Genomic DNA, 23,785 nt, shown 5'->3' with positions numbered 1-23,785 from the left:
ACATCTTCGCCTTCATCGAAGGCTTCTACAATCGAACGAGGCTCCATTCCGCCATCGGATATGTCGCGCCGATCGAGATGGAGCTAAAAGCTGCTTAAACCCGTCCACTTTTTCGGGGGAAGATCACCTTATCCCCGGCCTGTTCGGAAAGCGACTCAAATCGGACTAGGACAGTTAGGTGCGAAACAGGCCGGTACCTACTTCCCCTTAGAGCATGGGTTCGCTTAGCGGGCGGGGCGGGGTAAAAATCAACCACTGGTTGCACACACTCAGCGCGGCGGCGCTCGAACGTTAGCGGCCGCAGGTTGGAAGAAATTTTCCCAGCAGGCATGTCCGCTTGGCCCCGAGAGCTGAAGGATTGCGGTCGTCGCGGAACCGTCGCTTAGGGCCACGACGGAATTGACCGCCGATCATCTTGAAGGCACTTCGCACGTAGTGTCGGATCACTTGCGGCACGAACTCGTAATTCCAAAAGATGGAGCATAGGCCGATTAGAGACGGCAACCAGCTAAACCGGAACCTTCCGGAGTTTTTTTAGTTCAATCCACGCCGGGCCCGAGAGCTTTCTGCGGCGTACAGTGGGCCCAATATTCAAGGAGCACGTCCATGCATCGATTGATCGCGATCGCATTCGGGCTGACCGTGGGCTGCTTCGCCGCCACCGCGTCGGCCGAGCAATGCGAGGACAAGCTCCAGCAGGACAAACCCCAGCAGAACTCAGCCGATGAGGCTCAGGTCAGGGGCGACCTCAAGGCCGGCTCGGAGTGCGCCACTCCACGCGATAAGGAAGACTCTGCAAAGAAGAACGAGGACAGGGCCGCAAAGCTCAAGAGCGAAGGTAAGGTCGAAGACCACACCACTGGACAAGCACCTCCCAAGAAATAGAGGCCGAGCGCGAGCAATGGACGCGCATCGACGTGCGGTGGAATGAGGGGTCAATTGACCAAGTTTAAAATGCCGCGGCACGTCCGCTAACGGTCAAACCGAGAAGAACTTAGAGTAAGCTCATGTTTTCCGCTTTGCCCTCGAATGCGGACATTCATCATAGCGATCGGCATGTCTCAGAAGGGCCAACAGCGGACCTTCACAACACGCCGGAAGGGGTGCGAGTTGTCCTGTCGCCGCCAGCAGCCGCGCGCGCCGCCATATTCAAGTTCCTGTCGAAACACTGATCGGAACGTCGTGTCGGGAAAGCGCAGGGCTGGTCATCGCGCCGCATGGACTCTATTGCACGAGCGGAGCAACCTTGCGGCCGTGGGGCCTTACCGTGAGGAGAAGGTCAATGCAAAAAGTAAATCGAAGGTCAGCAGTGGCGCTTGGATTGGCGGCTGCGTCGGCGGCCATGGTGAAGCCAGCGGCTGCGCAAACGACGGACTACAAGGATGCCACCACGCCGTGGCCAGGTGTCGTGGTGCGCGCTTACGGTGGTGAGACACCGTCCCTCATTCCCGGTTTCAAGGCTGTCTCGATGCGTGACGTCATCATGCAGCCGGGATCGAAGATCCCGAGTCACCCGATGGACAATGCGATGGTCTGCCATATCCCCGAAGGGGAGCTTCAGATCGAGCAGGACGAGAAGACGTTCACGGCCAAAAAGAACTTCGTCTGGACCTGCAACAAGGGCACCAAAGAGCAAGCGTCCAATGTAAGCAATGTGGTCGCAATTATGCGGATCACCGACCTAATGGCCTAAGGACCTGCGGAGGCCGCTTCAGTTGGCGGCTACCCGGGTACTCTACAGTTTCACGACGTCACCAATCCATGGTCGCGCATCTTGTTGTCGTGGTTGGCGAGGACGACCTCAGCCAGGCTCAGAGCCGTGACTCGAGCGGACAGTTTCATCTTTTCGCGGCCGGACGCCAGCCCAGGGAAGGGCGGGTCACAGAAACGCGCCAAGTCCGTTTAGGGTCCATATCCGGAAATGCCGCCAAGTGCCGCGCAAAAAGAAGGCCGCCAATCAGGGCAGCCTTTGCAGATGTTCGTTGAAGGGAATTATTCTGGCACGCCATCGACTGCAAAGGAGCGGAACTTCGCGTATTTTTCACCGACTTTCCGGAGATCAACGTATTCCGGGTTGGCACGCCACGCCTTGATTTTGTCCATGCTATCCCAGACCTGAACCACAACGCGTTTTGGCGGGTCCCCGTCAAATGCCGTCACCTTTCCGGTGGCAGCCGCTCCCCCGATGGCCAAGAAGCGACCGCCGGCTGCTTTAATGATGGCCTGAGCCTTTGGAGCGTACTCCTTGGCATACGCGTCGGGGTTGGTTACTTCGATTTCTGCGACGAAGTAGACGGGCGCCTTAGCCTGCGCATGAAGGGCTTCGACTGCCAGACCGCCGAGCGCAACGCCAGCGAACAATCCCAGCGCAATTTTGGAGCTGGATTTCATGACATTCCCTCCTGTTTGCGTGTTCAAATCAAAACGATGGTCTCCCTTCAATTAGGGCACGCATTGCCCCCTTGAGGTGAGTCTCGGCGGCAAACGGAAAGTTCATCTAGCTCTAAGCTGGCGGCGGTGCGGAACGGCTAATCGGCGTGAGCGATGAGAGGCGCGCATCCGCAACCTATCGAGCCTCGCTGGTCGATGTCCGCTCGGGGTCAATCTCTACCGAAATGCGATGTTCGCTACAGGTCCGTTGAGCCCCCAACTGCAGACATGCGCCGGACAAACCGGCACTTCGCATTTGGGCCAATAGCGGTCGTTCCGGCACGCCAGCTATTCGATAAGCTTGCCCAATTTCTCGATATCTTCGCGCCAGCGAAATGGAGTTCTACTTGTGATGCCGGAAATGCGCAAAGTGGGGTCAATTTGCAGGACGGTATTGCAAGCCCGACGCGCTTCAGCGATACGCCCGACCACAGCCAAATTCGCCATGAGAGTTCGCTGAGCGCCCGGAAAATATAGCGGGCCGCTTGACCAAGGCGGCCCGCAGCAAATAACCGATCAGACACGATACCTACACGACTGGCTGCTTGTTCTTGTTGATGTTGTCCAGGAATTGGCGACCAAGATTGAGGTGCGCTGCGACGAGATTACGCGGCGTGAGCGCCATCCATTGCGCGAGCGAAATGTCCTCAAAATGGGGCGCGCGGAACAGTTCGAGGAACCGGAGCGGATCACTGCCGGTGTTCTCGACATAATGCGGCATGGACAATGGCACGTAGCCGACATCGCCGGCAAGGTAGTCGAAGGTGCGCGCAGCACCTTGTGCGGCGAACACGGTCATGCGCGCCTTCCCGGAGATGTAGTACTGCCACTCGTCGGCATTCGGGTGCCAATGAATCTCGCGCAGGTGGCCTGGCTGAACTTCGACCAGCGCTGCAGCAAGGTTTGTCGAAATAGGAAAATTGCTCGAATCGGCAATCCGTACAGTACCGCCGGGTGCTTGGGTGGGCTGCATCTGCATCAGGCGGAAACTCATGTTCCTATCCCGCGGAAGCGGCCCAGCGGGGCTCTGAATCCTGTCTTGCTCCAGCGAGGGTGGCTCCGCGGCTGGAAAGATGAACTTCTCGTGCTTCGGAATGTCGTCGAAGACCTTCTTGTCGACCATGAAGTTCTTGGCGAGAACCTCCGGCGGGAAGTGCGCGAACATGTCAGTTATCGCGAAAGTGCTATCCTCCGAGAAACCACCGTCCGTGAAGGCCAACAAGAATTCGGTACCTTCCGGTGAGAGGCCTTGGATAGAATGCGGTATTCCACTGGGAAAATACCAGAGATCCCCTGGACCGACGTCGTCCACGAAATTGTGCCCGTCCTTGTCGATCGCGGTAATTCTGGCCTTGCCGGCCAACATGAAGGCCCATTCGTCAGGCTTGTGCCAATGCAGTTCGCGCACGCCTCCAGCGGTTAGGCGCATATTCACGCCCGCGATCGTGGTCGCAATTGGCATTTCGCGTTGCGTGACTTCCCGTGACCAGCCGCCTTCGCGCATTTTGACGTGCGCATCGGCAAAAGCGAAATGCAAATTTGGAATTCCGCCGCTGTCGGTTTCGGGCGGCCGCAGGATATCGGGATTCTGCGCCTCCCGGGCTGCATTATGCGGACCGAGTATTGGTGCACCACGCTTGCCTTCGACCGGTTGCTCTTGAGCTGACGTAGCCGTTGCGCCAAGGGCGACGGCACCGGCGAGGAGGGTTCTGCGTGTCGGATTTAACATGGGCGGCCTCCCGTTCTGGATGTGCCTCAGTCCCAACGGCGCAACGCAAGAATTGAATGCCAGTTCCTATGCCCGCCGTCGTTCAAAGCCCACAGCGTGCATCGTGCCAATCGCGCGGATTTAATGCACGGTCGCGATTTCCGCGCCTGGGGTGGAGCTGGGGCCGCCTTCGAGAGGCAGTATCTGCCCAACCGATGCCGGGTCGGGGATCGGGTCCTGCGAGGCCGTTGAAATCGGCAAGGCGGCGCTGTTCCTTGCGAGCGACGATTCCTCTTTCATGACCGGATCGGAACCGGTCGTCGAAGGCGGCATATCGCAGCTTTGACATTCCCAATGCGACATGGCGGCGGCTGGGAGATCGGCCGCCCTTTTTTTCAGTAGCTTGGTCCGGTTCGGGTCAAAAGCGCCGATTGGAAGGTCGACCAGTCACTTCCGATCTACCCCGATAAGCAGACGATTTCCGATCCCGCGCGGACTTCGCATTCGGGCCACTTTCGGACTCATGCATCGCAAAACAAATTCTACGCGTTGGCCACGCATGAACTGCCGGTGCTGGTTAGCGCGCCGCTAGCGCTTTATAGGCTGCAAGCGCACGCTTGAGGTCCTCGGTCTCCGTGCAGGGGATCAGACAGATTTCTTCCAGGGTCGTAAGCTGCAGCTCGGCACTGGCGGGCTCTCCAAGCGCCAGATAAAGCTCCCCGATGTGCTCGTGCGCGCTGCGGTGCCGGCGATTGAGCACCAGAGCCTGTTGGTAATAATGCATGGCGGGCCCCCATTGGCGCAGCCGGCGATAGGCGTACCCAATATAGTTGTGGATGTCGGCATTGCGAGGATCGCGCAGCGCCGCGAGCCTGAGCGCCGCAATCGCTCCATTCCAATCTTCGGCGACTAGCGCCCTCTTGCCGGCTGCGAAGTCAGGATCGAGCTGTGCCCAGTCCGCCTCCGATCCCATCGCGGACATAGTGGTGCAGATCGGCCAATTTTCCAGCGTGAGCTTCGCATCGACAACGCGTTCGGGCGCGCCAAGCCATGCCGTGATAGAGTTTCGCCATGGGGAATCGCTTGTCGCGTATAAACCGCCCGCCCCGCCCAGGGCGCCAAACAGTGCAGATAATGCAATCCAGCGTACCACCTTGGGGTTTGTGCCTTTGGCAGACAGACAACGGGACCACCAGTTCTCTTCACCGGCGCGCGTCTCGTTAAGACTTCAAGAATTCCTTCGCCTCACGGATTTCCGGCCGTTCGGTATCGGCGTTCTTGGTCAGGTCCACGAGCTTGCCGTAATACTCGGACGCCTTCTGCCGATCGCCCGCGGCGTTTGAAGCCCGGGCCAACCCCAAGAACGCGCGGTATCGGTTGGGAGTTTGCTTGAGCGCGGTCTCGTATTCGCTCAGCGCAGCAGCCGGTTGGCCTGACACAAGGAGCAACTCGGCGAGCAGCTCACGTAGCGGATACAATCTGTTCTCCATCGCGACGTGCTTGATGCTCCCGTCCTCGCCGTCGGCGGCCGCGCGCATGAACTTTACCGCTTGCTCGGGCGCTCCTTCCTTGAGCGCAATCCAGGCTGAAATGGCAAGCATCTGCTCTTCCGAACGGTCGGCCCAGTATGATTGATTGGACTTTTCCAGCGCGGCGCGAAGCGCCTTGATGGCCTCGATTTCCGTCCTTGCGCCGGCAAGGTCATCGGTTCGCGCCATTCCGAGCCCGCGCGCGAAGTGCGTTAGTGAATCGGCTTGGGGATACTGGCTCGGCTTGAATGGAAGAGCCGCGGCGCCAGCCCAGTCGGCGCGCTCGAGCACGTACCGTGCCGGCATGGCGTTCTTGGCCGTGAAGTTGACGAACGTGATCGGGCGGTCGCCGCGGTCCGCCGTGGCGAGCGATTTCTCGGTCAGCGCCTTCGCCTTGGCGTCCTGCGCGAGTTGCAGGTGCGCGTAGACCGAGAAATCCGCCGCGTGATAGTAATCGGGCTGTATCTCGATTGCCGACGCATTCGATGCTATCGATTCCTCCCACAAGCCGACCATCGAGTAAATGTGCGACGGCATATGCCGGGCGTGCGGCACGGCCGGTGCGATGCCCGCATAGCGACGCGCGGCAGAAACGCCTTTCTGGGCGAGTGGCGCAAAGTCGTAAGCGTGGATAATGAAATGGGTCACTCCCGGGTGCTCGGGGTTCTGATCGTATAGCTTTTCCAGGATTGCAACGGACTTGAGCTGGTTCGCGTAGCTCGTGTCGGCCGGGTCCGCCGAGGCTTGCAGGGTTAGCGCATAAAAGACCTGCGCCTCGTAATCATCCGGATAGCGCTGCGCCAGTTGCTCCATGGCCGTGTTGTAAGCTGCAAGGCGGACGTTGACTGGAATCTTGTCGTGGTCGCGATAGTACGCGCTCAATGCCTCGATCCAGTCGTGCTCGCGCTGGGTCTTTGCACCGACCTCGCGCGCCTTCTCAAGGGCAACCCAGGCGGCCTCCGCGTCCGCCCGCGGCGGCACCACGGCGAGCGTGTTGTTGAGCAGGTCGAGTGCGATGCCCCAATAGGCAATTGCGCAATTCGGATCCTGTTGCAGCACGTTCTGGAATGTGCGGCGCGCGATCAGGAACCAGTACGAGTGGATCATCGCCACGCCGCGCTCGAACTCGGCCTGCACACTCGGATCGCAGGAAGTGGGGAAAGTGAGCCTGCCGAGCTTCTCGTCCGGCTGGGCGATGGCGCCGCCGTTCAGGGCGGCGATGATCAATCCGGCGACAATTAGGCTTCGGCCTGATCGCATAGTCATCCCAGCTCTCCTCTCCGGTGCTGGTCGCCGCGATGCCGCGCTGGGTTGCGCCGCAGGCGCGTTCGCGAAGCACAAACAATCTATACCGCTGAGCGCCGACGGCCCATTGAAAAATTGGGACAGCAATTCTGCCCTTGGAATGGCCCTCGCAACATGGCGCGCGGCACCGCCGCGTCTATGTCGCCTTTGGGTCAGAATCGGAAATCATTTGAAGCGAGCAGCGACGTCCGCTGTGACCTCATAAGCGGACTCGGCTCGGCCTGATTGCGATCTCCGCGCGACGCTAACCGTGGTAGTCTGTCCGTCATCACGAATTCACGGAGGAATTTTATGTCCGGTCCGCCGCCTCAAGGTCCGCATTTGCGCCTGCTCAAGGGTAACCGTTCGAAGCGCCCCGTCCGCGTTCCGCCGGAGCCTGCGCGCGCCGACGAATGCCCTCCGCCGCCCGAGCATCTGAACGGCTACGCAAGGGAAACGTGGCATCAGCTGGCGCCGGAATTGTTTCGACTCGGTTTACTTACCATCCTCGACGTCGGCCCGCTTGCCGCGTACTGCACCGCCGCCGCCCAGTTCAGACAGGCCGAGGAGGCGATCCAGCGGATGGCGGAGCAGGATGAGCGTGGCCATGCGCTGACGATCACGGGCAGCGCTGGCAGTCAGGTCACGAACCCGCTGCTGCGCATCGCGAGCCAAGCGATGAACGATATGCAGCGCATCGGCGCTCAGTTCGGCTTGACGCCGTCCGGGCGGCTACGGCTTAGCGGCATTACGCCGCCGCCACCGCCGTCGAAATTCGATGGACTGCTCGGCTGAAACTGTCGGGGATCGAGCTGCCGGGCTCGCTGGGCTTATCCATCGCGCTCGCACCTGGACTGCTCGAAGAGCGGACGGAGATTGACGGCAGCGCCCTCGCAGCTGCCTCCATGATCACCGTCAAGAGATAGCTCTCGGGCGGAGCCTTGCGACCTCAACATCCACTGTCGTTTCGGCTAACACTGCTCTTCCAGCATTCGACCAGAAATTCCCGATCGCCATGGCCAGTAACGAACCAGCGGATGTCTAGCTGCAAGGACGGGCGTTCCCGCATGCTCGACGACATGCCGCCGAAGTTCGAGGAAAGGCTTGAATATGGTGCGTTCAGAAGCAAACCGTTTCGGCACACATGATCGTCGGCGCGCGGCCGATGGAAACCGTGAGCAAGCGACAACAAACTCAAGCGGCTCTCATAACTTAAGTTATTGATCTCACCAGTCGGCATGCCACCCTGGTCGAGATATTTCCGTTTCTCTTTCAGCGCCCCTTACTGCTCGTGAAGACTGTTTGCAGCTGCCCCCGAAGAGATGTCCCTCTTCCGGGGGCTTTCTTTTAATGCGGTCGCTTGAACTCCACGATCATTCGCGCTCCTTGCCACAGCTCGACCGTCTGATGTTGAAATGCGATTAGCAGCGCTCGTTTCTTTGCATCGTCATCATTCGCACAATGAAGATCGAGGCGCATGGAAATCGCTCCATCCGCTCCGATCACATAAACGCTGTAGTGCTTCATCCTGCCGCCCTAGAAAGATTACCACCTTTTCCCGAAAAGCGGCGCTTTCTAGGCGAGCGGCGCGGCCCCGTTCCGCGCGCGAAATCGAATGCCGTGGGTGCACAAGTGCACAGACTTCCCGCCCCAGACTGCGCTTGGCTCGCGGCAACCTCTCGGCCGATTGTCTCGACCCTCAGCCCGGTGGTCGGCCGGAAGAGGAAGCGCAGCCCCGGCGCGTCGCTCCAGTCGCGTCGGGGCAGCACGCTCTGGCCGACGGGAATGAATGAGCAAGCGCTGGTTCGGGTTAAAACAACGAGAGGAAGTGATCATGACGCCGCGCGAGAAACGCGACATGCCCTATATTGTCGGTCTCGCCTGTGTGGCGGCGGCCATGATGGCAGCGTTTGCTGTGTTCTGGCGATAGCGCGTAGGCCATATCGAGGGCGAGGGACGCGAAGCGGTTGACGCGAACGCGACCAGCAACGCACCGCGTCAAGCAGCTTGATTAAGATATTGTGCGTTCGTCGTCTGATGGCCGAAGGTGCTTCAATGCCAGACGCGCGTGGTGCTCGGCCTTTTTGTTGCCGGTCTTCGCAATTTCCTCAATGGCCCAAACCAGCATCTGAATGGCACCTTCCGAATTTTTCGAATTCATCTGGTCCATTTGCAAGTTAACGCGCCTAGCGGACTGTCTCCACCAGCGCGCGTAAGGGTGCCATTGCCAACCGGCACGATCTACCACCTAGGTTAAGAGCCGCCCCGCCGGGGCACTACCCGCCACAACATGGCGAAGGCGATCACCAGCCCCACAACCCAGGTTATTGATCTCACAGCTCGGCATGACACACTGCTCACGCTCAATGTGGAGATGCCCCTTTTCACATTTGGCGCCTACTTGAAGACGAGACGAGACCTTGCGGAGCCCCCACTGGAAGCCGGGGGCTCTCTTTTTTGGTCGCGCAGCAACAGCACTAACTATTGACCGAGGCCTTGGGCTCGACCAACCAACCGACGCTAGTCCTAGTGGATTGAATCGGAGGTCGTGACTCGCTGTAATCGCGGCATGGGCACGAAGTCACGCGAGGTCATTTGGGGCGGCCAGATCATGGGCGCTGCCATCCGCGCCAAACACGCCCGCGAGGAGGCGACCAAGGCGATCAAGGCCGCCGACCGCGCCGAGGCCGAGGCATGGTCCGTTCGCATGGAAGGCTATGGCGGGCCGGCGCAGCCGTCGCCGACCATCGGGCAATGCCTCAAGGGCGGGCTGACCTGGCTGGAGGTCGAGTGCAACCGCTGCAAGACCCGCGCGTCTATCCCGCTGGATTGCATCCGCCGCCCGCGCGACACCCCGATCTGGAAACTGGAAGCCTCGCTGAAGTGCCGCCACTGCCGCAAGGGCCACACCGCGCCGCCCGTGCACATGATTAAACTCACCGAGCACCTTATAAATGGGTGCACCCGAGCGAGGAGGATCGCTAACGAACAGAAGATGCAGGATCAGTTTTGAGATTGAGCTGAAAGTAAGCGGCTGTTCGAGACTGCCAGCAACTCAGCGCTGGCGGCCACCGAACCGGAGGGGCAATGACCATCGAGTTATTTGGCGTGGCAATGATCGTGACTGGCATCCTGACCGTGCTTTTGGCCTTCAGCCCGGCCGCCCGGCAGGGACTGGAATTGGGTGTCCAGTTGCAATTGCGCATGGTCGCGCGTGGGCTGATCAGTCTCGTGCTGCTGATCATGGTGGTCCTGATCGTGGAATGGGCGCGCGGATGATCACCGAGAATCTGAGCCGTTCCGGTGCACAAGTGGACAGACTTCCTAGTTTTACCGGTGAAGTCCGACCATTCGGGCTTGCTGACTCCAAGGCAACACGGGATAAATCCGCGCTCAAGTAAAAGAAGCGCAGGACGTGAAATGGCACAACTGACAGCCGAAGAGCTGGACAAGATCGGCAGACTGAACGGCATCCTGTTTCCATACGCCGATCGCAAACGAAAGGAGATGATTGCCCGGAAAGGCCGGTTCGTTCACTACACGTCCGCCGAGAACGCGCTCAACATCATCCGCCACCGATGTCTTTGGATGCGAAACACGGTTTGCATGTCGGATTACCGCGAAGTGCACCATGGCTACGATGTGCTGCGCCGATATTTCGGTGACGAGGCGAATCGAGATGCATTCTCGGCAGCCCTAAACGGGTGTTCTCCAGGGATCGCTGAGGAGGCAATCGCCCAGTTCGATCAGGCGCTGAGGGCCAATCAGCTTTTGACTTATATCGCATCGATATCTGAACACGACGACCGCGAGGACACACACGGCCGACTGTCGATGTGGCGTGCTTTCGGCAACTCGACGGCCCGCGTTGCAATGGTGATTAAGCTGGATTTGGCGCTCGGGAAAAACGCGACGCTTGGCGCAGAGTTGAGTCCGGTGGCGTACTTCACCGATCAGGAATTCGCGGGCGAGCTGGATGGGGTGGTTGCCAACATCCGCGACAACCAGCAGTTTCTGCAGAGCATCGGCCGACCGTGGCTGCTTGCGACCGTCCAGATAATGCTGACGAGCGCGATGGTGTGCTTAAAGCACGAAGGATTTCACGAAGAAAGGGAATGGCGTCTCGTTCATGCCCCCGCTCGTCATACAGACGAGCACTTGCGACCGTCGATTGAATCCGTGGCAGGGGTGCCGCAGCGAATTTTCAGACTACCGCTGAAAAGTAATGCAGAGGTTGGGCTGACCGGCTTAGACCCGAACGAATTGCTCGACCGAATTATTATCGGACCGACCCAGTATCCTTTTGCAATGTACGAGGCGTTCGTTTCGACGCTCACGGACGCAGGGGTTGTGGATGCGGCCAAGCGGATCGTTACCTCGCAGATACCGGTCCGGACTTGAGGAAGGCTTTCCCTAAAAGCCGCTTGATCGTGCGGGGTGGCATCCGGCCAGCCAGACCTTTTACCGGGTCGGCGCGTGGCCGATCGAAGCCGCCAGCAAGTCCCTGAATTGAGAGAACCGCAATCGCCGCCATGAACGTCGAGAGAATGCCGGCCATGACGACGAGCGCGGTAAACAGACGGTCCTGCATGACGCTGGCCTCCCCTCTGGCGATAAGTTAGCCGCCCCGGCGCGATCATTGGGCGGATCGACGCCGGGGCGCGCTCCCTCTCCGCCGACCGGGGGTATAGGGGGCTGGGGGTGATCAGCGAGAGGTCGCACGATCAGCAAAGCACAACCGCAGAGCGGACGTCAGTGCAGTTTGTGCCGTGACAGCTCGAATTTTTGAGGCCTTCGGTTACATAGTGCGCAGACGCGCGGCGTCGAATGTGCCTGCCTCGGTGGGCGATCTCTCGCGCTGACTCCCCCTGCCTCCCTCGGGTCAGCCGTGAGGACGCGACGCCCCGGCGCAGATCCGGTGACACCTTCGGTGCCGGGGCGGTCAAACCCCGCGAGGATGAATTGAGTAGCACGCGGCTGATAGTGATGCGCAAAATCCTAGCCGAGCACGGGCCGATGACAGCAGAAGCCATGGTCCGGGAAATGCTGAAACTCGGCCATGACGTGTCCGTTCAAGAAACGCTGCCCGGCAAAACCTCTTCGCTTCTCATAAGTCTGTGGAGGCTGGAAAAAGCCGGCGTCGTCGCGCGCGAAGGCAAAGGTCGTTCGGCGCGGTGGCGATGCAAAACATCACAGCCGCAAACACCGCAGTCGCTATGAACGGCAGCTCGTGCTTTCAGACTGGGTCGAGAGAAAGCCGTGAATGACGATCGCAACCCGCTGCTCGCACTGATCTCCTGCATCATCTGCAAGAAGACGATGCGGCTTGAGCGGAGCAGCCCGGGCGACGACGGCAAGGACCTCATTCAATATCGCTGCGAGGAATGCGGGCGCATCGAGCGGGTCCGGCTCGTGCGCGGAAGCTGGCCCCTGTCCGCGAGTAGGGTTAGTTGAACCCTTCTTTATAACAGCGAAAGCTGGATATCGACGCGGTGTCCACCCCGCTCGAGAAAGTCCTCCAGCTTCGGCGGGATCTCGCCGCGCTCGGCGCAGCGCTGGCTCAGCTCGGTGGCGATCTCTTCTGAAGCATCGCGCGACCAGCCTTCGGCGGTGTTGAAGCTGACGATGCGAACCGGGTTGCTGTACTGGCCCTCCATCAGATGGCGCAGCAACGTGGCGCGGTCGGTGTCCTCTTCGTCGGTCTCCCGCCAGGCCCGGCCCAGCCGGTGGCCGAATTCGTCCAGCACCAGATAGATGTCATTGTCGTCAGACGGCGGCACGATCGAGGGCGAGATACGCATACGCAATACTCCACGCGACCATCAAAACTGATCCTGCACCCGTCGATAGGCCGGATGCTTCGGGTTCTTGACCTTGATCCAGTGAGGGCACGGCCCGCCACCATACCAGCGCCGGGCGGACGCGCCGTGCTGGCGCAGCAACATCTCGCTCCCGGGTGTACCTTAACCGCCTTTGCGCGCGTGCTCCCTGAGAAAGTGCGCGTACATCTCGCGCAATTCCGCGACCGGCCCGTCGCTGCCGTCGAGTAGGACCGGCGTCAAGCGAAATGTCTCGCGGTCGAACTTCCAGCCCTTGATGCCGAGCAGGAAGTAAGCCTCCGTGGATGCGCGGAGATAAGTTAGTTCTCTGGCGCGCTTCAGGTCATCGCGGTGGAAAGGCTCGATTGTATCGTGCTTCATGCTCACCCGGTCTCCATCTGGAATTGCTCGAAGGCCGGGCGAAGCGGAATGGTGTCGCAAGAGTTGTCCGTGTATAGGATGATCAAGTTATAATCGGCGTCGATTTCCGTGCTGGCGATGCGAGGCGCAACCGCGAGCGGACCTGTGGGGCCGCGCTCACCGCGCTCACCCTTCTGGCCTTGTTGGCCACGCTTGCCCGCGGAAGCGAACAGCTGCCAGTTTTCGCCGGGGCATGGGCCGGGATCGTCACTTAACGCTACAAAAGTGGACCCATTGAGCATGACCACGTCGAGACGGCGGTAGTCCTTCCCGTTCGGATCATAGGTGCCGCGAGACCGGATTGTACAACCATCCTTGCCATCTGCGCCGGATCGCGCCAGGCAGGTCCAGTCTTCGCTCTCCGGCCAGGGCGCTTTCGCGGTGTCGCGCTTGGCCTGATAGCTTCCGGTCTGATCGGCCACCACGTTGCCGCGATAGTAGATGCGGCCTGCAATGTACGGCTCCATCATCGGCAGCGAACCGGGCTCACCCTTTTCACCGCGCGGACCCGGTATGCCGTCGGCCGGCTGTTTGATCAGCGCCGTCCGCTCTGCGATCTCAGCGCGCATTTCGGCGCGAAGCTCGGTTCGGATCGCTTCCCGCATTTCCGCCTTGGCCGCGCGGATATCGGCCAGCGCCCGTTCCAATTTCGCTGAATTGCAATCCGACTCGCGTCGAAGGCGACCGACCTGTTCGTTGATGCCCTCGCGCAATCCCTCAATGACGCCGTCACTGATCTCTGCGATCTGCTCGCTTACAAGGTTCTGAACGTACTGCGCCCACGAGGCCTGAACGGCTACGTCACTGGCGGCCGCGGTGTTTGCCGCTGCGCGGATGGATTTCTCGGTCGCGATGTTGGTCGCGTCATGTCTGTTAACGCTCCCGAAGCTGCCGTATCGCGATTTGCCAGACATCGATGCCTCCCTCAGTGCGACACCGATCAAAGTAATAGCACCAACGGAATTCGCCAGGGATGCAATCTTTCCCGCTCCACGTTTAGGAAGTTCCCGACGAGCGCGGGCACAGCCAGATCAGGCCGCGGAAGAATCCGATCAGCGCGGCGTTCAACAGGATCGGCCACTTCGCGCCGTGCATCACGATCGCCGCATTTAGGTTGCCGCCAAGGAACTCTTTTGTTATTTTCTGCCAAAGTCTTGGTTGCGAATTTATGTCGCGAACCACCACAGGGCGATCGATCAAGCTACTGTCCGACCTGCCGACGGTGCAAGGAGGATTGTCGCGACTCGCAGCCGATCGCGTGCGCAGAGCGGGTATCAAGTTGGAGCCGCTGCTGTTGCGCGAGGGACTGACCATCGAACAGATCGACGACCCGGAGCGACGTATCGGTGCCTCCAACCAAGTCGCTTTTCTTCAAGCCGCAGCCGAAGCACTCAAGGACGACTTTCTTGGCGTTAATCTTGGCAACGAGTTTGATCTTCGGGATCTCGGATTGCTGTATTACGTTATGGCATCCTCCGACACGCTCGGAGATGCGTTGAAGCGTGCCGCGCGCTACAGCCGTATCACCAATGAAGCGATCGTGCTTCAGTATCAAGAGGCGCGCGAACCCAAGCTGCGCCTAGTCTATTCGGGGATTCCACGCCATGCTGATTATCAGCAGATCGAATTTTGCATCATCGCAATGGTTCGAGCGTCTCGCGTGTTGAGTGGTCGTCGGTTCTTTCCTAAACGTGTATCCATCAGTCACGTTCGGTCGAGAGGCATCGCCAAGTTTGCCGGCTCTCTCGGGAAAGATCTCGAATTTGGCAGCGATGTCGACGAGATCGATTTCCCAGTTGGTTCGGCGGAGTGGACGCTGGTCGGCGCCGACGCGCGGCTGAACAAAATCCTGCTCAAAACCTGCGAAGAGAGCCTGAGTTCTCGCAAGAGCAACACCGGCAAGTTGCGCACTGCGGTCGAGAATGCAATCTCCCCATTGCTTCCGCACGGCCAGGCAAAGGCGAGCGTTGTCGCCAAGAAGCTTGGAATGAGCGAGCGGACGTTGACACGCAGGCTCGCCGAAGAGGGCGTGACATTTAATGTGATCCTGCAGCAGCTCAAGGCGAGTTTGGCCATCCGTTATTTGGAGGAAGATGGCATGCCGATCTCGCGGATAGCGTGGCTTCTCGGTTTCGAGGAGGCGAGTTCCTTCAGTCACGCCTGCCGACGATGGACTGGCAAGTCGCCCCGGGAGTTTCGGGTTCCCGGCTGATTCGGTTGTTGTATAGAGGGGCTGCTGAGAGACGGGTGCTCTGGCTCTAAACGGCGGCATGAGATGGACAATTGGAATCGCAGTTTTGTTCGCGGTGACCGCTGCGGATGCCCAAGCTGATCTCATCGGCCGGGCGAGCATCATTGACGGCGACACGTTAGAAATCCACGGCTCCCGCGTCGGCCTCTGGGGTATCGACGCGCCGGAGAGCAGCAAGCTTTGCCGGGGCGAGGACAGCCTGCCATATCGATGCGGCGCCAAGGCGGCTAACGAACGGGCGGCATTCATCGGTAGTCGGCCAGTGTCATGCACTCAGATAAACAATCGATCGATGCGGGCGCACGGTCGCCTCCTGCGCCGTCAACGGCAATGACCTTGCCGACTGGCTCGTGCGCCAGGAGCTGGCTCTAAGTATTAGCAGGCTCATCGCTGATTTGCTGTCAGCGGGCCTCGCAGTTGGCTGCGGGTCACAAATTTTTGGCGCGGTTCGACAAGCCGCCGGGTCGGACAGCGTGACATATACCGCCCATCGATATTCCGAAATCACAGGCGTCACGACCATGATCAAGATCATCCTGCGCGACGAAATCGCCATACTGAAGGCCGAACGCGACATCCTCCGCGCCCGGCCTGCCAAGGCGCGCCACCACAAAAACCCCTAGGCGGAGATGACTGCCGCGGAATACCGCGCCGCGCTCAACAAACTCGGTCTCTCAATCGTCGCGTCGGCTGAACACCTCGGCCTGTCGCACCGCCAGTCGCAACGATACGCGAACGGAATCTCACCCGTCGCCGATCCGGTCGCGAAGCTCCTTCGCCTAGCCATCCGAATCGGCCTCACCGCCAAGGATCTCAAGGCGATCTGATCTGACGGACTCACGCCCGGCGCCGCAAGGCCAGCGGGCTCGGGGTCGCGGGGAAAGACCCCGAACACAAGCAAACGGAGAAATCGAAAATGACTATCGCCGCCACACGCTTCACGATCGCCACCACGATCGCCGCCACGCTGCTGATCGGCAATGCCCATGCGGCAGATCTGCCGGACTACAGCAACAAGGATGAATGGACCTGCGACAAGGGCGCCATTCAAGACGAAATGAACGAGCTGGTCGAGCAAAGCCCCGCGGGCACCGCCTTCGGATTGCGTCTGCTCTACATCAAGAGCGCGACCGAGACATCGCGCAAGTCGGACGAACTGCGCTGTCGCATCGTGCTGGTCACCAACCGGTCGACCAACGAGGGAGTTTTCCGGTTTCATAATCAGGACGGCCATGCCTTGGTCGGCTTCAAGGCCACCAAGTGATGCGCACCGAAGCCGAACGACTGCGGGCGCGCATCGACGTGCTCGAGAAGATGCTGGCCGAACTCGAACGGTGTTTGCAGTCAGCCAGGCTCAAGAGACCGATGCGAGAGGGCAGTACGATGCAATCCCGCATCACTAAGCAAGCAATGAAAGAGATGAAACTATGAAACGAATAGCCACTACCTTCGCTGTGGCTGCGTCCATGATCACGGCCGCACACGCAGCAAGCCTGCAAGTCCCGTATGATGTAAGCGGTGGGAAGATGAACGTCAGAAGCGGCCCGGGCGCCAACTATGCCTTGGTCGGGTCTATCCCGGCAGGCGGCACTGTCACTTGGCCCGGTGCGCCATATTGCGTGGCCAGGCAGGACGGCATCCGCGGTGCCGATTGGTGCAAGATCAATTGGAACGGCGCCGTCGGCTGGGTCTCCAGGGCTGGGCTGATGCCTGTCCAGGAGGGCGAGCCGCCGCGCTGGCAGAACCAGCCGATCAGTCCTGACTATGCCGATGGAGACGAGACCAACTACATGACCTGCGATGCTCCGGTGGTCCTGTACGGAGATGAAAGCGGCGACCCCAATCCTGTGATCAAGGTCGAGGTCTCTTACATTCCGCAGACCCATCGCTGGCAAGTCACCCACTACTTCCTCAAGGGTGGCTACGTCTCGAGGTCGGAGCAGTATGTGATCACCGATATGACCGACCGCAACAAGACGCAGTGGGCTGGAACCCTGCGTCGCAACGGCGCCAAGGTAATGATCGGAGAGATCAAGTTCAATAAATCCAACAAGCCTTACTACTTCGAGTGGATTTACGACACGACCAAAGGCAGGGGCAAGGCACTCGATATGCACTCCAAGGCCAGCTGCCACTTTGAAGAAGAGGACATACCTCAGCCCTCCAGCCAGGTTGTTCCTCCCTCTCGCACGGAGGAGCTTCCGCCGGTCCAGGTCAGCCCTTCTCCTGCTCCCAAACGGGCGGCAAAGGACAGCGTGCCGATCCATCCCTTAGGGGATGGAAAGGCCGTTGCCATCGACGTGCTAGTCGGAGGCAATCCGATTCGCATGTTGCTGGATACCGGAGCGACGATGATGCAGGTGAGCAGTGATCTTGCCGCCAAGATCGTCAGGGAGCGGCAGGGTAGCTGGGGAAGGCCAGCGATGTTCAGGATGGCCGACGGTCGAGAGATCAAGCAACAGACCATCAACATCGAGGATGTCATGATCGGCGGCCATGTGCTGCATAACCTTCCGGCCAGCGTGTCCGAGGGTCCGCCGATCATAGCCTTCCCTGTGATCAACGCGATTGCTCCATTCAGGATTGACACTCGCAATGGAGAGCTGGTGTTCGATCCCAGGATGGAGGCTTCCCGGTGATCAAGGTCGTCCTATTGATACTGCTGTTACCGACCGCCGCGCTGGCGCGGCCGCGCGCTTACTACGATGGCGCCGGCCGGGTCATCGGACGTTCCTCCACCGATAGCCAAGGGTCGACCACCTATTACGATGCCGGCGGGCGCGTCTCCGGGCGCTCATCGACCCGTGGCAACGCCACGACCACCTATGACGCGGGCGGCCGGGTCATCGAACGAAGCTATCGGAGCAAGCCGAACTAACGATGTTCAACGCAGCGACCGTCGTCCACCTGATCGGCGACCCCTCCCTGAAGCTGTACCGGCACAAAGGCAAGGGCTATTGGTATTTCGAGTTCGACAACGACAAGCTGTTCGCTACCAAGCGCGTGATGGTGAAAGCGCTCAACGACCTGCCGCTCGATACCTGGGTGAATGAGGGCAAGGCGTTCGCCGCTGCGATGCGGGCGAAGCACAAGCTGTGACGGTAGCAGCGCGAGCGTGTCCTACGTCGACTTCACGTCGCACTGTGTCGCCATCGCTGAATCTGCTCGACCATCTCGGCCTGCTCGAGATGTCGCCGGGACCGCGCCTCGTCAACATCTTTTGGTTCTCGAACCGCTGGCAGGCGGATGTGGTCAATTAGACTAGCCGCTCGCGATCCAGGAAATCGACTACGCCGGACCTGCACGCCGGCGCGAGCACCGGACGCTCAGACGCGCCAACGCCGCCACGGCCAGAACGCCGCCGAATGCCTCTTGGAGGGCGCGCGCCAGCGTTTCACGGTCCTTTTTGCTCGATCATTCCAACCCCTAGCCATCGAAGGAAGACCAGGAAAAAGAGGTCCGGCCGCTGAACGGCCGAACCCCCATTTTCTAAAACGCAAACAAATCCGCTAGACGGCAACGCAAAGCCCCCGCCAAGGGAAACCCCTAAAACCACGCTGGGCGCCTTGGGCTCAATTCCGGACGACCACGGATAGACTATTGGCTAAGGCGACGTGATCGATCCTGAGCGCAGCACGCCCAAGGCTTTCAAGACGCCATCGATCAGCTCGTTGCAAACGAAACCCGAAAAATCAAAACTCGAATTGTGGTGAAGGCGGGCGGTCGCGCGGTCCCGGCAGGTCCCCCGTGGTCTGTAGGCCCATGCGGATGTCGCCAATCGTTGGGGCTGTCAGCCGCGCCAGTGCGGCGACGCGGCCGATGTTAGTCACAGGCGGGCCGCCGGTGCGCGGTGGCGGCGGCATGCCCCAGCGCATGGCCGTCATCTCCGTGCCTGTGCCCGTGTTGCGAATGACCGGCGCGGGATAGTCGGGAAACACACCTGGCATCGGTGCAAGATTGCCGACATAGCGGTTAATTACGCGGAACAGGCCGGCAATGGCGGCTTGGTTCGTGGTGATGCTGTAGAGATTGCACATTGGAGAGCGTCAGAGGCCCAGCATTTTCTTCACTGTTGCTGATCCGATATCGCTGATGATCTTGATTGCAATGTCATAAGTCGACTTCCCAACCTTCGACAACATAGCTTTGAGACGTTCTGCGGCAAGTGGAGTGAGCTTTGTTTCAACCATCACATTCTGAACAACTGCGGGCAGTGCAGCCTTTTCGGCTTCGTCTAGAGGCTCCTCCAGCAGTTTGATCAGCCGTTTCATTTCGGCTTGCCGGCGGACGCTATGCTCCGTATCGGGAGGCGCGTCGAGAAACATCATAACTGAGGCGGCCAAGCGAAACAGGTTCGCAAATGCTTCGGGATCATATGGCGACTGCTTGATTGCTAGACATGCACGCCGAAGCGCGTCAATTTCAGAGCCGTAGGAAATCGGATAATCTGGTGCAGAGTAGTAGTGAACAAAATCCGCTAGTTCCTCAGCCGCTCTTGTTGTTATGATTAGAAATTCAGCGCATGCGTCGCTCAGTGCCATCGTTGACGCCTTTCGATATCGGTATGGCTTTGGCTGTAGAACGAATTGCTCACCGCTCCCCCGGCCACAGTGCGATGGCAGGTCGCTCGCCGTGATCTTGTTCGGCCGCAGCGCCATCAGATGGCTGCGCTTGTAGGGATAGCCGCGCTGCTCCGAGCACAGCTTGCAGTGCATGAAGCGCTCCGTCTCATGGACCGGCGTCGTCTTCGGTCGCCGCACGATGTCAAGGGCCACGATCTGATGCGTGTTGCAGCCCTCCCACCGTCTTCGTATGCCAACCGGATTTGTCCTCCTCAACGTGATGCAGTTCGCCGTTTATAGGACTCAATCATTTCAGCCGTCACGTCACTTGGATAACAGAGCGGAGCCGCTCCGCCAGGTCGCGAGTACGCGCTTCGTCCACCGCACGACCTACCGTTCCGCATCGTGTCATCCGGGCAGGCGCAAGGCCTTCCGGTGGCGTGGTATTGGTCTCGGCTGGCCTTTATGATGATCGCTGCGATGGCCGCGGCGGTCAGCGCGGCCTCGATTTTTTTCCTTGTGTCCGGCTGCGCAGGTTTGGCGGTCGGAGCGCTCTTCGCCGGCGATGCAGTTTCGGATGGGCTTGTCGCCTGCGTCGTTGGTCTTGTCGGAGTGGCGGGGGCCGGAGCGTCGACGGTCGTGGCGGTCAAGGCCATTGGCTTCGCAAATTCGGACGGTGCGACTGGGACAATGGAGGCAGAGGACCTGCTCGCGGGCACGTCCTGACGACCCACGGCGTAGGCTCCGAGAGCCGTAAGGCCCAGAAGTACTATGACGGCCCCAGCCCGCATAACTGCTATTCAACCGGAGGCTCGGACGGCGCGCAAGCTGTAGATAGGACATTCTGCACTTTTTGAGGGAGGCCCCGTAGTTTGCCGGGTATTACGCAGCTATCCGATCCTCCTTCTCAGCTCCGCGCATGACGATCCTGAGCAGATGGTCCGGCAACGGCCGCTGCAACGCCTTCGCCTCATCCCACGGTGCGCGCATCCAAACCTCGCGCTCTTCATTGGTGGTCAGGATCACCGGCATGGCCTTCGGATGGATCGGCGCGACCACAGCATTCGGCGCGGTCGTCAGAAAACGGTAGACGAGATGTGGTCCCGGTATCGGCTTGGACTTGGTGCCACGGTCGCCTTTGAACTCTGTCCAGATGCCAGCGAATGCGAACAGCGGCCGGTCTTCATTGAGCGCGAACCAGACGACATCCTTTTTCTTGGTCTCCGGGTTCGGCTCCAGTGCGTACTCGGCGAAGCTATTCGCCGGGACCAAACACCGGTTCTCCGGCTTCAGCCACAGGCGCCAGTGCGGCGACGACGTGTTGCGGATGTTGGTGACCGGCGGGCCGGGCGTGCGTGGCGGTGGCGGCATGCCCCACCGCATCAGCGTCATCTGCGAGCCGGCCCCGGTGTTGCGGATCACCGGCGCGGGATAATCCGGAAACACGCCGGGCATCGGGGCGAGGTTACCGACGTATCTGTTCATCACCCGGAACAGGCGCAGGATCGCTTCTTGGTTGGTGGTGACTGAATAGATTGCACATTGGGACGGCGATAAAGATCGATGCGTATGTGCGACTTACCTCGTATTTCTGCCTAGTGGCGAGCACCCACGACACTAAGGTTGGTACAGGGAATTTTTTGGTCCGGCGGCGCCTTTATTGCATTTTCCCGCCTTCGAGTGCTGTGTGGGTAGAAGGCGTTTGCCTCAAAGTGAAATGTACACTCGCCATCGAAATCATCTTTTGCGAGGCCAGCGGGAACGGTGATCAAATCAAACGTAATCTTGATGAATTTGTGGGTGTTAGGTGGTAAAAAATAATCCTCGTCGTCCTGCTTGTCTTTATCGGGTCGGCTTTGCTCGCCTCTGTTCACTGCATGGCCATCAAAGGTTGTTTGACCTTTCGCGTTTTTAAGCGGAACAGTAAGGCTGATTTTTTTTTGATGTGGGCTGGAATGTTTCCACCGTTGTACGCTGTCAGAATGACACCTCCAGCCTGATCGTCACGGTCATACACCACGTGCAAATCAGTGAGCCCTCCTTCAAACCATGAAAAAAATGAGGGCGCCCCCGTCACAAGTACGGAGACTAGGACCGTGAGAAGAGCGAGCACCGTTGCATCAAATGGAAGAAATCTTCGCCAGTCTTGAAAAGTGTTACACGCAATTCATTTTCCCGCGGGACTGGGCATAAGATGGAGGCCGATTCGCGGTCCGATAGCGCTCCGAGCTTGCGGCCTTCTTTGGCGAGATTCTTATCAATGCCGGCTTCGCTCAAGGTAGGGCGATCACGAGCGGAGCCGATCAACTAGGTAAATCGAGCCGTAGTCTTACGGGGCAGGCATTTCATCCAGAATTAACGTTTGCCCAGAACAACTGTTTGACGCGTAATCACAACGCGCGACGCTCGCTGCTATTATAGCGGACGTGGGTAAGGGATCGCCTTCACACGATTTTTTTTGGGGCAAGCATGGCCAAACTATCAGCAAAAGTGTCGACGCGCATCACAACGCAGCTGAAAAAATATCAGAGCATTCTGGCTAGCTTGCAAAAACGTGATGTCAGCGAAGCTGACACTGTTACCGTCATCAACGATATGCTCTTCGATATTTGTGGCTATGACAAATATCTTCATATCACCAGCCAGTACGCGATCCGCGGTACATACGTGGATTTGGCTGTGAAGGTTGATGAAGAAATCAGGTTCCTAATCGAAGTAAAGGCCATAGGCATTGAACTCAAGGATGTTCATGTCAAACAGGCGATTGATTATGCTGCCAATGAAGGCATTGAGTGGGTCGTTCTGACAAACGGTGCCCAATGGCGGGTCTACAAAGTCCACTTCGGCCAGCCTATCGAAAAGATTCTTGTTTGCGAGTTGGATGCGATCGGGACGAGCGCCAGAAGCCCAGAGGTTCTTGAGTGCTTCGGTAATCTGAGCCGCGAGGGTTTCTCAAAAGGCTCTATGGCCGAATTTCTGCTCCACAAGCAGGTGACTAACAAGTTCACTGTGGCAGCGGTCTTACAGACCGATTTTATCTTGGAAGTCTTGCGACGTGAAATTCGTCGAATGAGTTCCGGAGTAAAAGTTGAAGTTGACTATCTGAGATCGCTATTGCGCGAAGAAGTTCTGAAGCGTGATCTTGTGGATGGAGACGAAGCGAAGGCGGCTCTTCAGAATATCAGGCGGCTCCAACGAGCCGCTACCCGGAAGAAGTCCTCCGCCGCCAAACCGGTCGATGACGCTCCCATTGTGGCGCCCGTTGAGGATGCTTCATCTTCTCTCCCTTGGGCAGTCGTTACCACTTAGCAAGGTTCGTGGTCTGCCGACGTTCCGCCCGGCGGCATCGTAGACCGTCGTCGTATTGTGACTGTTGGGTTCGAAAAAGCGGCCGATGGCCTTGCGGCACGAGTCAATCCGCTGTTGCGCCGACGCTGCGCCGGTCATCATCGCCGGCGTCAGCAGTAGCAGCAGGATCTTGATCATGGGCTCATCACCCGGTGTATCGCAGAATTTTGCACAGCAAATTATGGCTCCATCGGATCGCGACACAAATGTCGACACATCCGCCCCATCGCATTGATTTATATGTGGTTTTTAGGTCGATACATTCCCTGCGCAGTGGTTTACGGCTTACTTCGTGCTCTCCCCGGTGACCGGCTATCCGATTCACACATTTTTGAGCCTCAAAGTGGTGCCGTATTTGATGCGACGGAAGGCTTCGAGGCCCAGGCGCATCACCTTTGGACCAGGCTTTCCATAGTAGGCGGTCCATCCTCCAA

32 protein-coding genes and 3 pseudogenes are annotated in these 23,785 nt (G+C 59.1%); 19 read left to right on the top strand and 16 right to left on the bottom strand.

Annotation, left to right across the window (positions count from 1 at the left end):
* Positions 1-606 precede the first annotated feature (606 nt).
* Together ACZYOF_RS31805 and ACZYOF_RS31800 are read left to right on the top strand one after the other, a co-directional pair.
* Positions 607-885 (top strand): hypothetical protein, encoded by a 279-nt coding sequence (locus tag ACZYOF_RS31805; RefSeq protein WP_463718240.1) that lies wholly within the window; start codon positions 607-609, stop codon positions 883-885.
* Positions 886-1,282: 397 nt separating this feature from the next.
* The gene (locus tag ACZYOF_RS31800; protein WP_463718239.1) at positions 1,283-1,693 is read left to right on the top strand and encodes a hypothetical protein; all 411 of its coding nucleotides are present in this window, start codon (positions 1,283-1,285) and stop codon (positions 1,691-1,693) included.
* Positions 1,694-1,992: 299 nt separating this feature from the next.
* On the opposite strand, the gene ACZYOF_RS31795 is transcribed toward ACZYOF_RS31800, so the two are convergent.
* Positions 1,993-2,391, bottom strand: coding sequence for a DUF1330 domain-containing protein (locus tag ACZYOF_RS31795; protein ID WP_463718238.1), 399 nt, complete (start codon positions 2,389-2,391; stop codon positions 1,993-1,995).
* A gap of 568 nt (positions 2,392-2,959) precedes the next feature.
* On the bottom strand, positions 2,960-4,159 hold the full coding sequence (locus tag ACZYOF_RS31790) for an oxalate decarboxylase family bicupin (RefSeq protein ID WP_463718237.1): 1,200 nt from the start codon (positions 4,157-4,159) through the stop codon (positions 2,960-2,962).
* Between the two features lie 151 nt (positions 4,160-4,310).
* Between ACZYOF_RS31790 and ACZYOF_RS31785 the strand changes: the two genes are divergently transcribed.
* The gene (locus tag ACZYOF_RS31785) at positions 4,311-4,484 is read left to right on the top strand and encodes an SDR family oxidoreductase (RefSeq protein WP_463718236.1); all 174 of its coding nucleotides are present in this window, start codon (positions 4,311-4,313) and stop codon (positions 4,482-4,484) included.
* 231 nt (positions 4,485-4,715) lie between these two features.
* Here the strand turns inward: ACZYOF_RS31785 and ACZYOF_RS31780 are convergent, their stop codons facing one another.
* Together ACZYOF_RS31780 and ACZYOF_RS31775 are read right to left on the bottom strand one after the other, a co-directional pair.
* On the bottom strand, positions 4,716-5,291 hold the full coding sequence (locus ACZYOF_RS31780; protein WP_463718235.1) for a tetratricopeptide repeat protein: 576 nt from the start codon (positions 5,289-5,291) through the stop codon (positions 4,716-4,718).
* A gap of 67 nt (positions 5,292-5,358) precedes the next feature.
* Complete coding sequence (locus ACZYOF_RS31775; RefSeq protein ID WP_463718234.1) at positions 5,359-6,933, bottom strand: tetratricopeptide repeat protein; 1,575 nt, start codon at positions 6,931-6,933, stop codon at positions 5,359-5,361.
* A 360-nt stretch (positions 6,934-7,293) separates the two neighbouring features.
* Between ACZYOF_RS31775 and ACZYOF_RS31770 the strand changes: the two genes are divergently transcribed.
* Entirely contained in the window at positions 7,294-7,746 is a 453-nt protein-coding gene (locus tag ACZYOF_RS31770; protein WP_463718233.1) for a phage terminase small subunit P27 family, read from the top strand.
* A gap of 552 nt (positions 7,747-8,298) precedes the next feature.
* Here the strand turns inward: ACZYOF_RS31770 and ACZYOF_RS31765 are convergent.
* Positions 8,299-8,478 (bottom strand): hypothetical protein, encoded by a 180-nt coding sequence (locus ACZYOF_RS31765; protein ID WP_463718232.1) that lies wholly within the window; start codon positions 8,476-8,478, stop codon positions 8,299-8,301.
* A 262-nt stretch (positions 8,479-8,740) separates the two neighbouring features.
* On the opposite strand from ACZYOF_RS31765, the gene ACZYOF_RS31760 reads away from it, so the two are divergent.
* The 4 genes and pseudogenes from ACZYOF_RS31760 to ACZYOF_RS31745 all read left to right on the top strand — a co-directional run bounded on the left by ACZYOF_RS31760 (position 8,741) and on the right by ACZYOF_RS31745 (position 11,352).
* Entirely contained in the window at positions 8,741-8,881 is a 141-nt protein-coding gene (locus tag ACZYOF_RS31760) for a hypothetical protein (RefSeq protein ID WP_463718231.1), read from the top strand.
* 639 nt (positions 8,882-9,520) lie between these two features.
* Positions 9,521-9,936, top strand: a pseudogene (locus ACZYOF_RS31755) (hypothetical protein).
* 102 nt (positions 9,937-10,038) lie between these two features.
* Positions 10,039-10,230, top strand: coding sequence for a hypothetical protein (locus tag ACZYOF_RS31750; RefSeq protein WP_463718230.1), 192 nt, complete (start codon positions 10,039-10,041; stop codon positions 10,228-10,230).
* 141 nt (positions 10,231-10,371) lie between these two features.
* On the top strand, positions 10,372-11,352 hold the full coding sequence (locus ACZYOF_RS31745; RefSeq protein WP_463718229.1) for a DUF2971 domain-containing protein: 981 nt from the start codon (positions 10,372-10,374) through the stop codon (positions 11,350-11,352).
* Here ACZYOF_RS31745 and ACZYOF_RS31740 read toward each other — a convergent pair.
* Positions 11,324-11,542, bottom strand: coding sequence for a hypothetical protein (locus ACZYOF_RS31740; protein ID WP_463718228.1), 219 nt, complete (start codon positions 11,540-11,542; stop codon positions 11,324-11,326). The genes ACZYOF_RS31745 and ACZYOF_RS31740 overlap by 29 nt on opposite strands.
* 395 nt (positions 11,543-11,937) lie before the next feature.
* Here ACZYOF_RS31740 and ACZYOF_RS31735 point away from each other — a divergent pair, with 395 nt between their 5' ends.
* Both ACZYOF_RS31735 and ACZYOF_RS31730 read left to right on the top strand, forming a co-directional pair.
* Entirely contained in the window at positions 11,938-12,171 is a 234-nt protein-coding gene (locus ACZYOF_RS31735; RefSeq protein WP_463718227.1) for a hypothetical protein, read from the top strand.
* Positions 12,172-12,210: 39 nt separating this feature from the next.
* Positions 12,211-12,405: a hypothetical protein gene (locus tag ACZYOF_RS31730; RefSeq protein WP_463718226.1), complete on the top strand. Its 195-nt coding sequence runs from the start codon at positions 12,211-12,213 to the stop codon at positions 12,403-12,405.
* Between the two features lie 8 nt (positions 12,406-12,413).
* Here ACZYOF_RS31730 and ACZYOF_RS31725 read toward each other — a convergent pair whose 3' ends face one another.
* From ACZYOF_RS31725 to ACZYOF_RS31710, 4 genes are all read right to left on the bottom strand, one after another.
* Positions 12,414-12,752 (bottom strand): hypothetical protein, encoded by a 339-nt coding sequence (locus tag ACZYOF_RS31725; protein ID WP_463718225.1) that lies wholly within the window; start codon positions 12,750-12,752, stop codon positions 12,414-12,416.
* A 162-nt stretch (positions 12,753-12,914) separates the two neighbouring features.
* On the bottom strand, positions 12,915-13,151 hold the full coding sequence (locus ACZYOF_RS31720) for a hypothetical protein (protein WP_463718224.1): 237 nt from the start codon (positions 13,149-13,151) through the stop codon (positions 12,915-12,917).
* A 2-nt stretch (positions 13,152-13,153) separates the two neighbouring features.
* Positions 13,154-14,134: a hypothetical protein gene (locus ACZYOF_RS31715; RefSeq protein WP_463718223.1), complete on the bottom strand. Its 981-nt coding sequence runs from the start codon at positions 14,132-14,134 to the stop codon at positions 13,154-13,156.
* 52 nt (positions 14,135-14,186) lie between these two features.
* The gene (locus ACZYOF_RS31710) at positions 14,187-14,390 is read right to left on the bottom strand and encodes a hypothetical protein (protein ID WP_463718222.1); all 204 of its coding nucleotides are present in this window, start codon (positions 14,388-14,390) and stop codon (positions 14,187-14,189) included.
* A 79-nt stretch (positions 14,391-14,469) separates the two neighbouring features.
* Between ACZYOF_RS31710 and ACZYOF_RS31705 the strand changes: the two genes are divergently transcribed.
* The 7 genes from ACZYOF_RS31705 to ACZYOF_RS31675 all read left to right on the top strand — a co-directional run bounded on the left by ACZYOF_RS31705 (position 14,470) and on the right by ACZYOF_RS31675 (position 18,540).
* Positions 14,470-15,402 carry an AraC family transcriptional regulator gene (locus ACZYOF_RS31705; protein WP_463718221.1) on the top strand — a complete coding sequence of 311 codons (933 nt, stop codon included), beginning with the start codon at positions 14,470-14,472 and terminating at the stop codon, positions 15,400-15,402.
* Positions 15,403-16,070: 668 nt separating this feature from the next.
* Positions 16,071-16,268 carry a helix-turn-helix domain-containing protein gene (locus tag ACZYOF_RS31700; RefSeq protein ID WP_463718220.1) on the top strand — a complete coding sequence of 66 codons (198 nt, stop codon included), beginning with the start codon at positions 16,071-16,073 and terminating at the stop codon, positions 16,266-16,268.
* Between the two features lie 89 nt (positions 16,269-16,357).
* Positions 16,358-16,705, top strand: a complete 348-nt coding sequence (locus ACZYOF_RS31695; RefSeq protein ID WP_463718219.1) for a hypothetical protein — start codon at positions 16,358-16,360, stop codon at positions 16,703-16,705.
* Positions 16,705-16,872 (top strand): hypothetical protein, encoded by a 168-nt coding sequence (locus ACZYOF_RS31690; protein ID WP_463718218.1) that lies wholly within the window; start codon positions 16,705-16,707, stop codon positions 16,870-16,872. The genes ACZYOF_RS31695 and ACZYOF_RS31690 overlap by 1 nt, the downstream gene beginning before the upstream one ends.
* Before the next feature lie 35 nt (positions 16,873-16,907).
* Entirely contained in the window at positions 16,908-18,080 is a 1,173-nt protein-coding gene (locus ACZYOF_RS31685; protein WP_463718217.1) for a retroviral-like aspartic protease family protein, read from the top strand.
* Complete coding sequence (locus ACZYOF_RS31680) at positions 18,077-18,319, top strand: hypothetical protein (protein WP_463718216.1); 243 nt, start codon at positions 18,077-18,079, stop codon at positions 18,317-18,319. Before ACZYOF_RS31685 ends, ACZYOF_RS31680 begins: the two co-directional genes overlap by 4 nt.
* 2 nt (positions 18,320-18,321) lie before the next feature.
* On the top strand, positions 18,322-18,540 hold the full coding sequence (locus ACZYOF_RS31675; protein ID WP_463718215.1) for a hypothetical protein: 219 nt from the start codon (positions 18,322-18,324) through the stop codon (positions 18,538-18,540).
* Positions 18,541-19,237: 697 nt separating this feature from the next.
* Here the strand turns inward: ACZYOF_RS31675 and ACZYOF_RS31670 are convergent.
* The 3 genes and pseudogenes from ACZYOF_RS31670 to ACZYOF_RS31660 form a co-directional block, all read right to left on the bottom strand.
* A pseudogene (locus tag ACZYOF_RS31670) lies at positions 19,238-19,478 on the bottom strand (SOS response-associated peptidase); the annotation flags it as partial.
* Between the two features lie 9 nt (positions 19,479-19,487).
* Entirely contained in the window at positions 19,488-19,712 is a 225-nt protein-coding gene (locus tag ACZYOF_RS31665; RefSeq protein ID WP_463718242.1) for a DUF2321 domain-containing protein, read from the bottom strand.
* 319 nt (positions 19,713-20,031) lie between these two features.
* A pseudogene (locus ACZYOF_RS31660) lies at positions 20,032-20,237 on the bottom strand (hypothetical protein); the annotation flags it as partial.
* Between the two features lie 231 nt (positions 20,238-20,468).
* Between ACZYOF_RS31660 and ACZYOF_RS31655 the strand changes: the two are divergent.
* Positions 20,469-20,729, top strand: coding sequence for a hypothetical protein (locus ACZYOF_RS31655; RefSeq protein ID WP_463718214.1), 261 nt, complete (start codon positions 20,469-20,471; stop codon positions 20,727-20,729).
* A gap of 156 nt (positions 20,730-20,885) precedes the next feature.
* Here the strand turns inward: ACZYOF_RS31655 and ACZYOF_RS31650 are convergent, their stop codons facing one another.
* Positions 20,886-21,539 carry an SOS response-associated peptidase gene (locus ACZYOF_RS31650; RefSeq protein WP_463718241.1) on the bottom strand — a complete coding sequence of 218 codons (654 nt, stop codon included), beginning with the start codon at positions 21,537-21,539 and terminating at the stop codon, positions 20,886-20,888.
* Positions 21,540-21,873: 334 nt separating this feature from the next.
* On the bottom strand, positions 21,874-22,116 hold the full coding sequence (locus ACZYOF_RS31645) for a hypothetical protein (RefSeq protein WP_463718213.1): 243 nt from the start codon (positions 22,114-22,116) through the stop codon (positions 21,874-21,876).
* A gap of 356 nt (positions 22,117-22,472) precedes the next feature.
* Between ACZYOF_RS31645 and ACZYOF_RS31640 the strand changes: the two genes are divergently transcribed.
* Positions 22,473-23,312 (top strand): type I restriction enzyme HsdR N-terminal domain-containing protein, encoded by an 840-nt coding sequence (locus ACZYOF_RS31640; RefSeq protein WP_463718212.1) that lies wholly within the window; start codon positions 22,473-22,475, stop codon positions 23,310-23,312.
* Here the strand turns inward: ACZYOF_RS31640 and ACZYOF_RS31635 are convergent.
* Entirely contained in the window at positions 23,277-23,489 is a 213-nt protein-coding gene (locus ACZYOF_RS31635) for a hypothetical protein (protein ID WP_463718211.1), read from the bottom strand. The two genes, ACZYOF_RS31640 and ACZYOF_RS31635, sit on opposite strands and share 36 nt — an antisense overlap.
* Positions 23,490-23,785 lie beyond the last annotated feature (296 nt).

The organism is Bradyrhizobium sp. LeoA1Lang (genome assembly GCF_055413685.1).
Note: the sequence above shows the minus strand (reverse complement) of the source record. Positions and strands in the feature narration are given on the sequence as shown.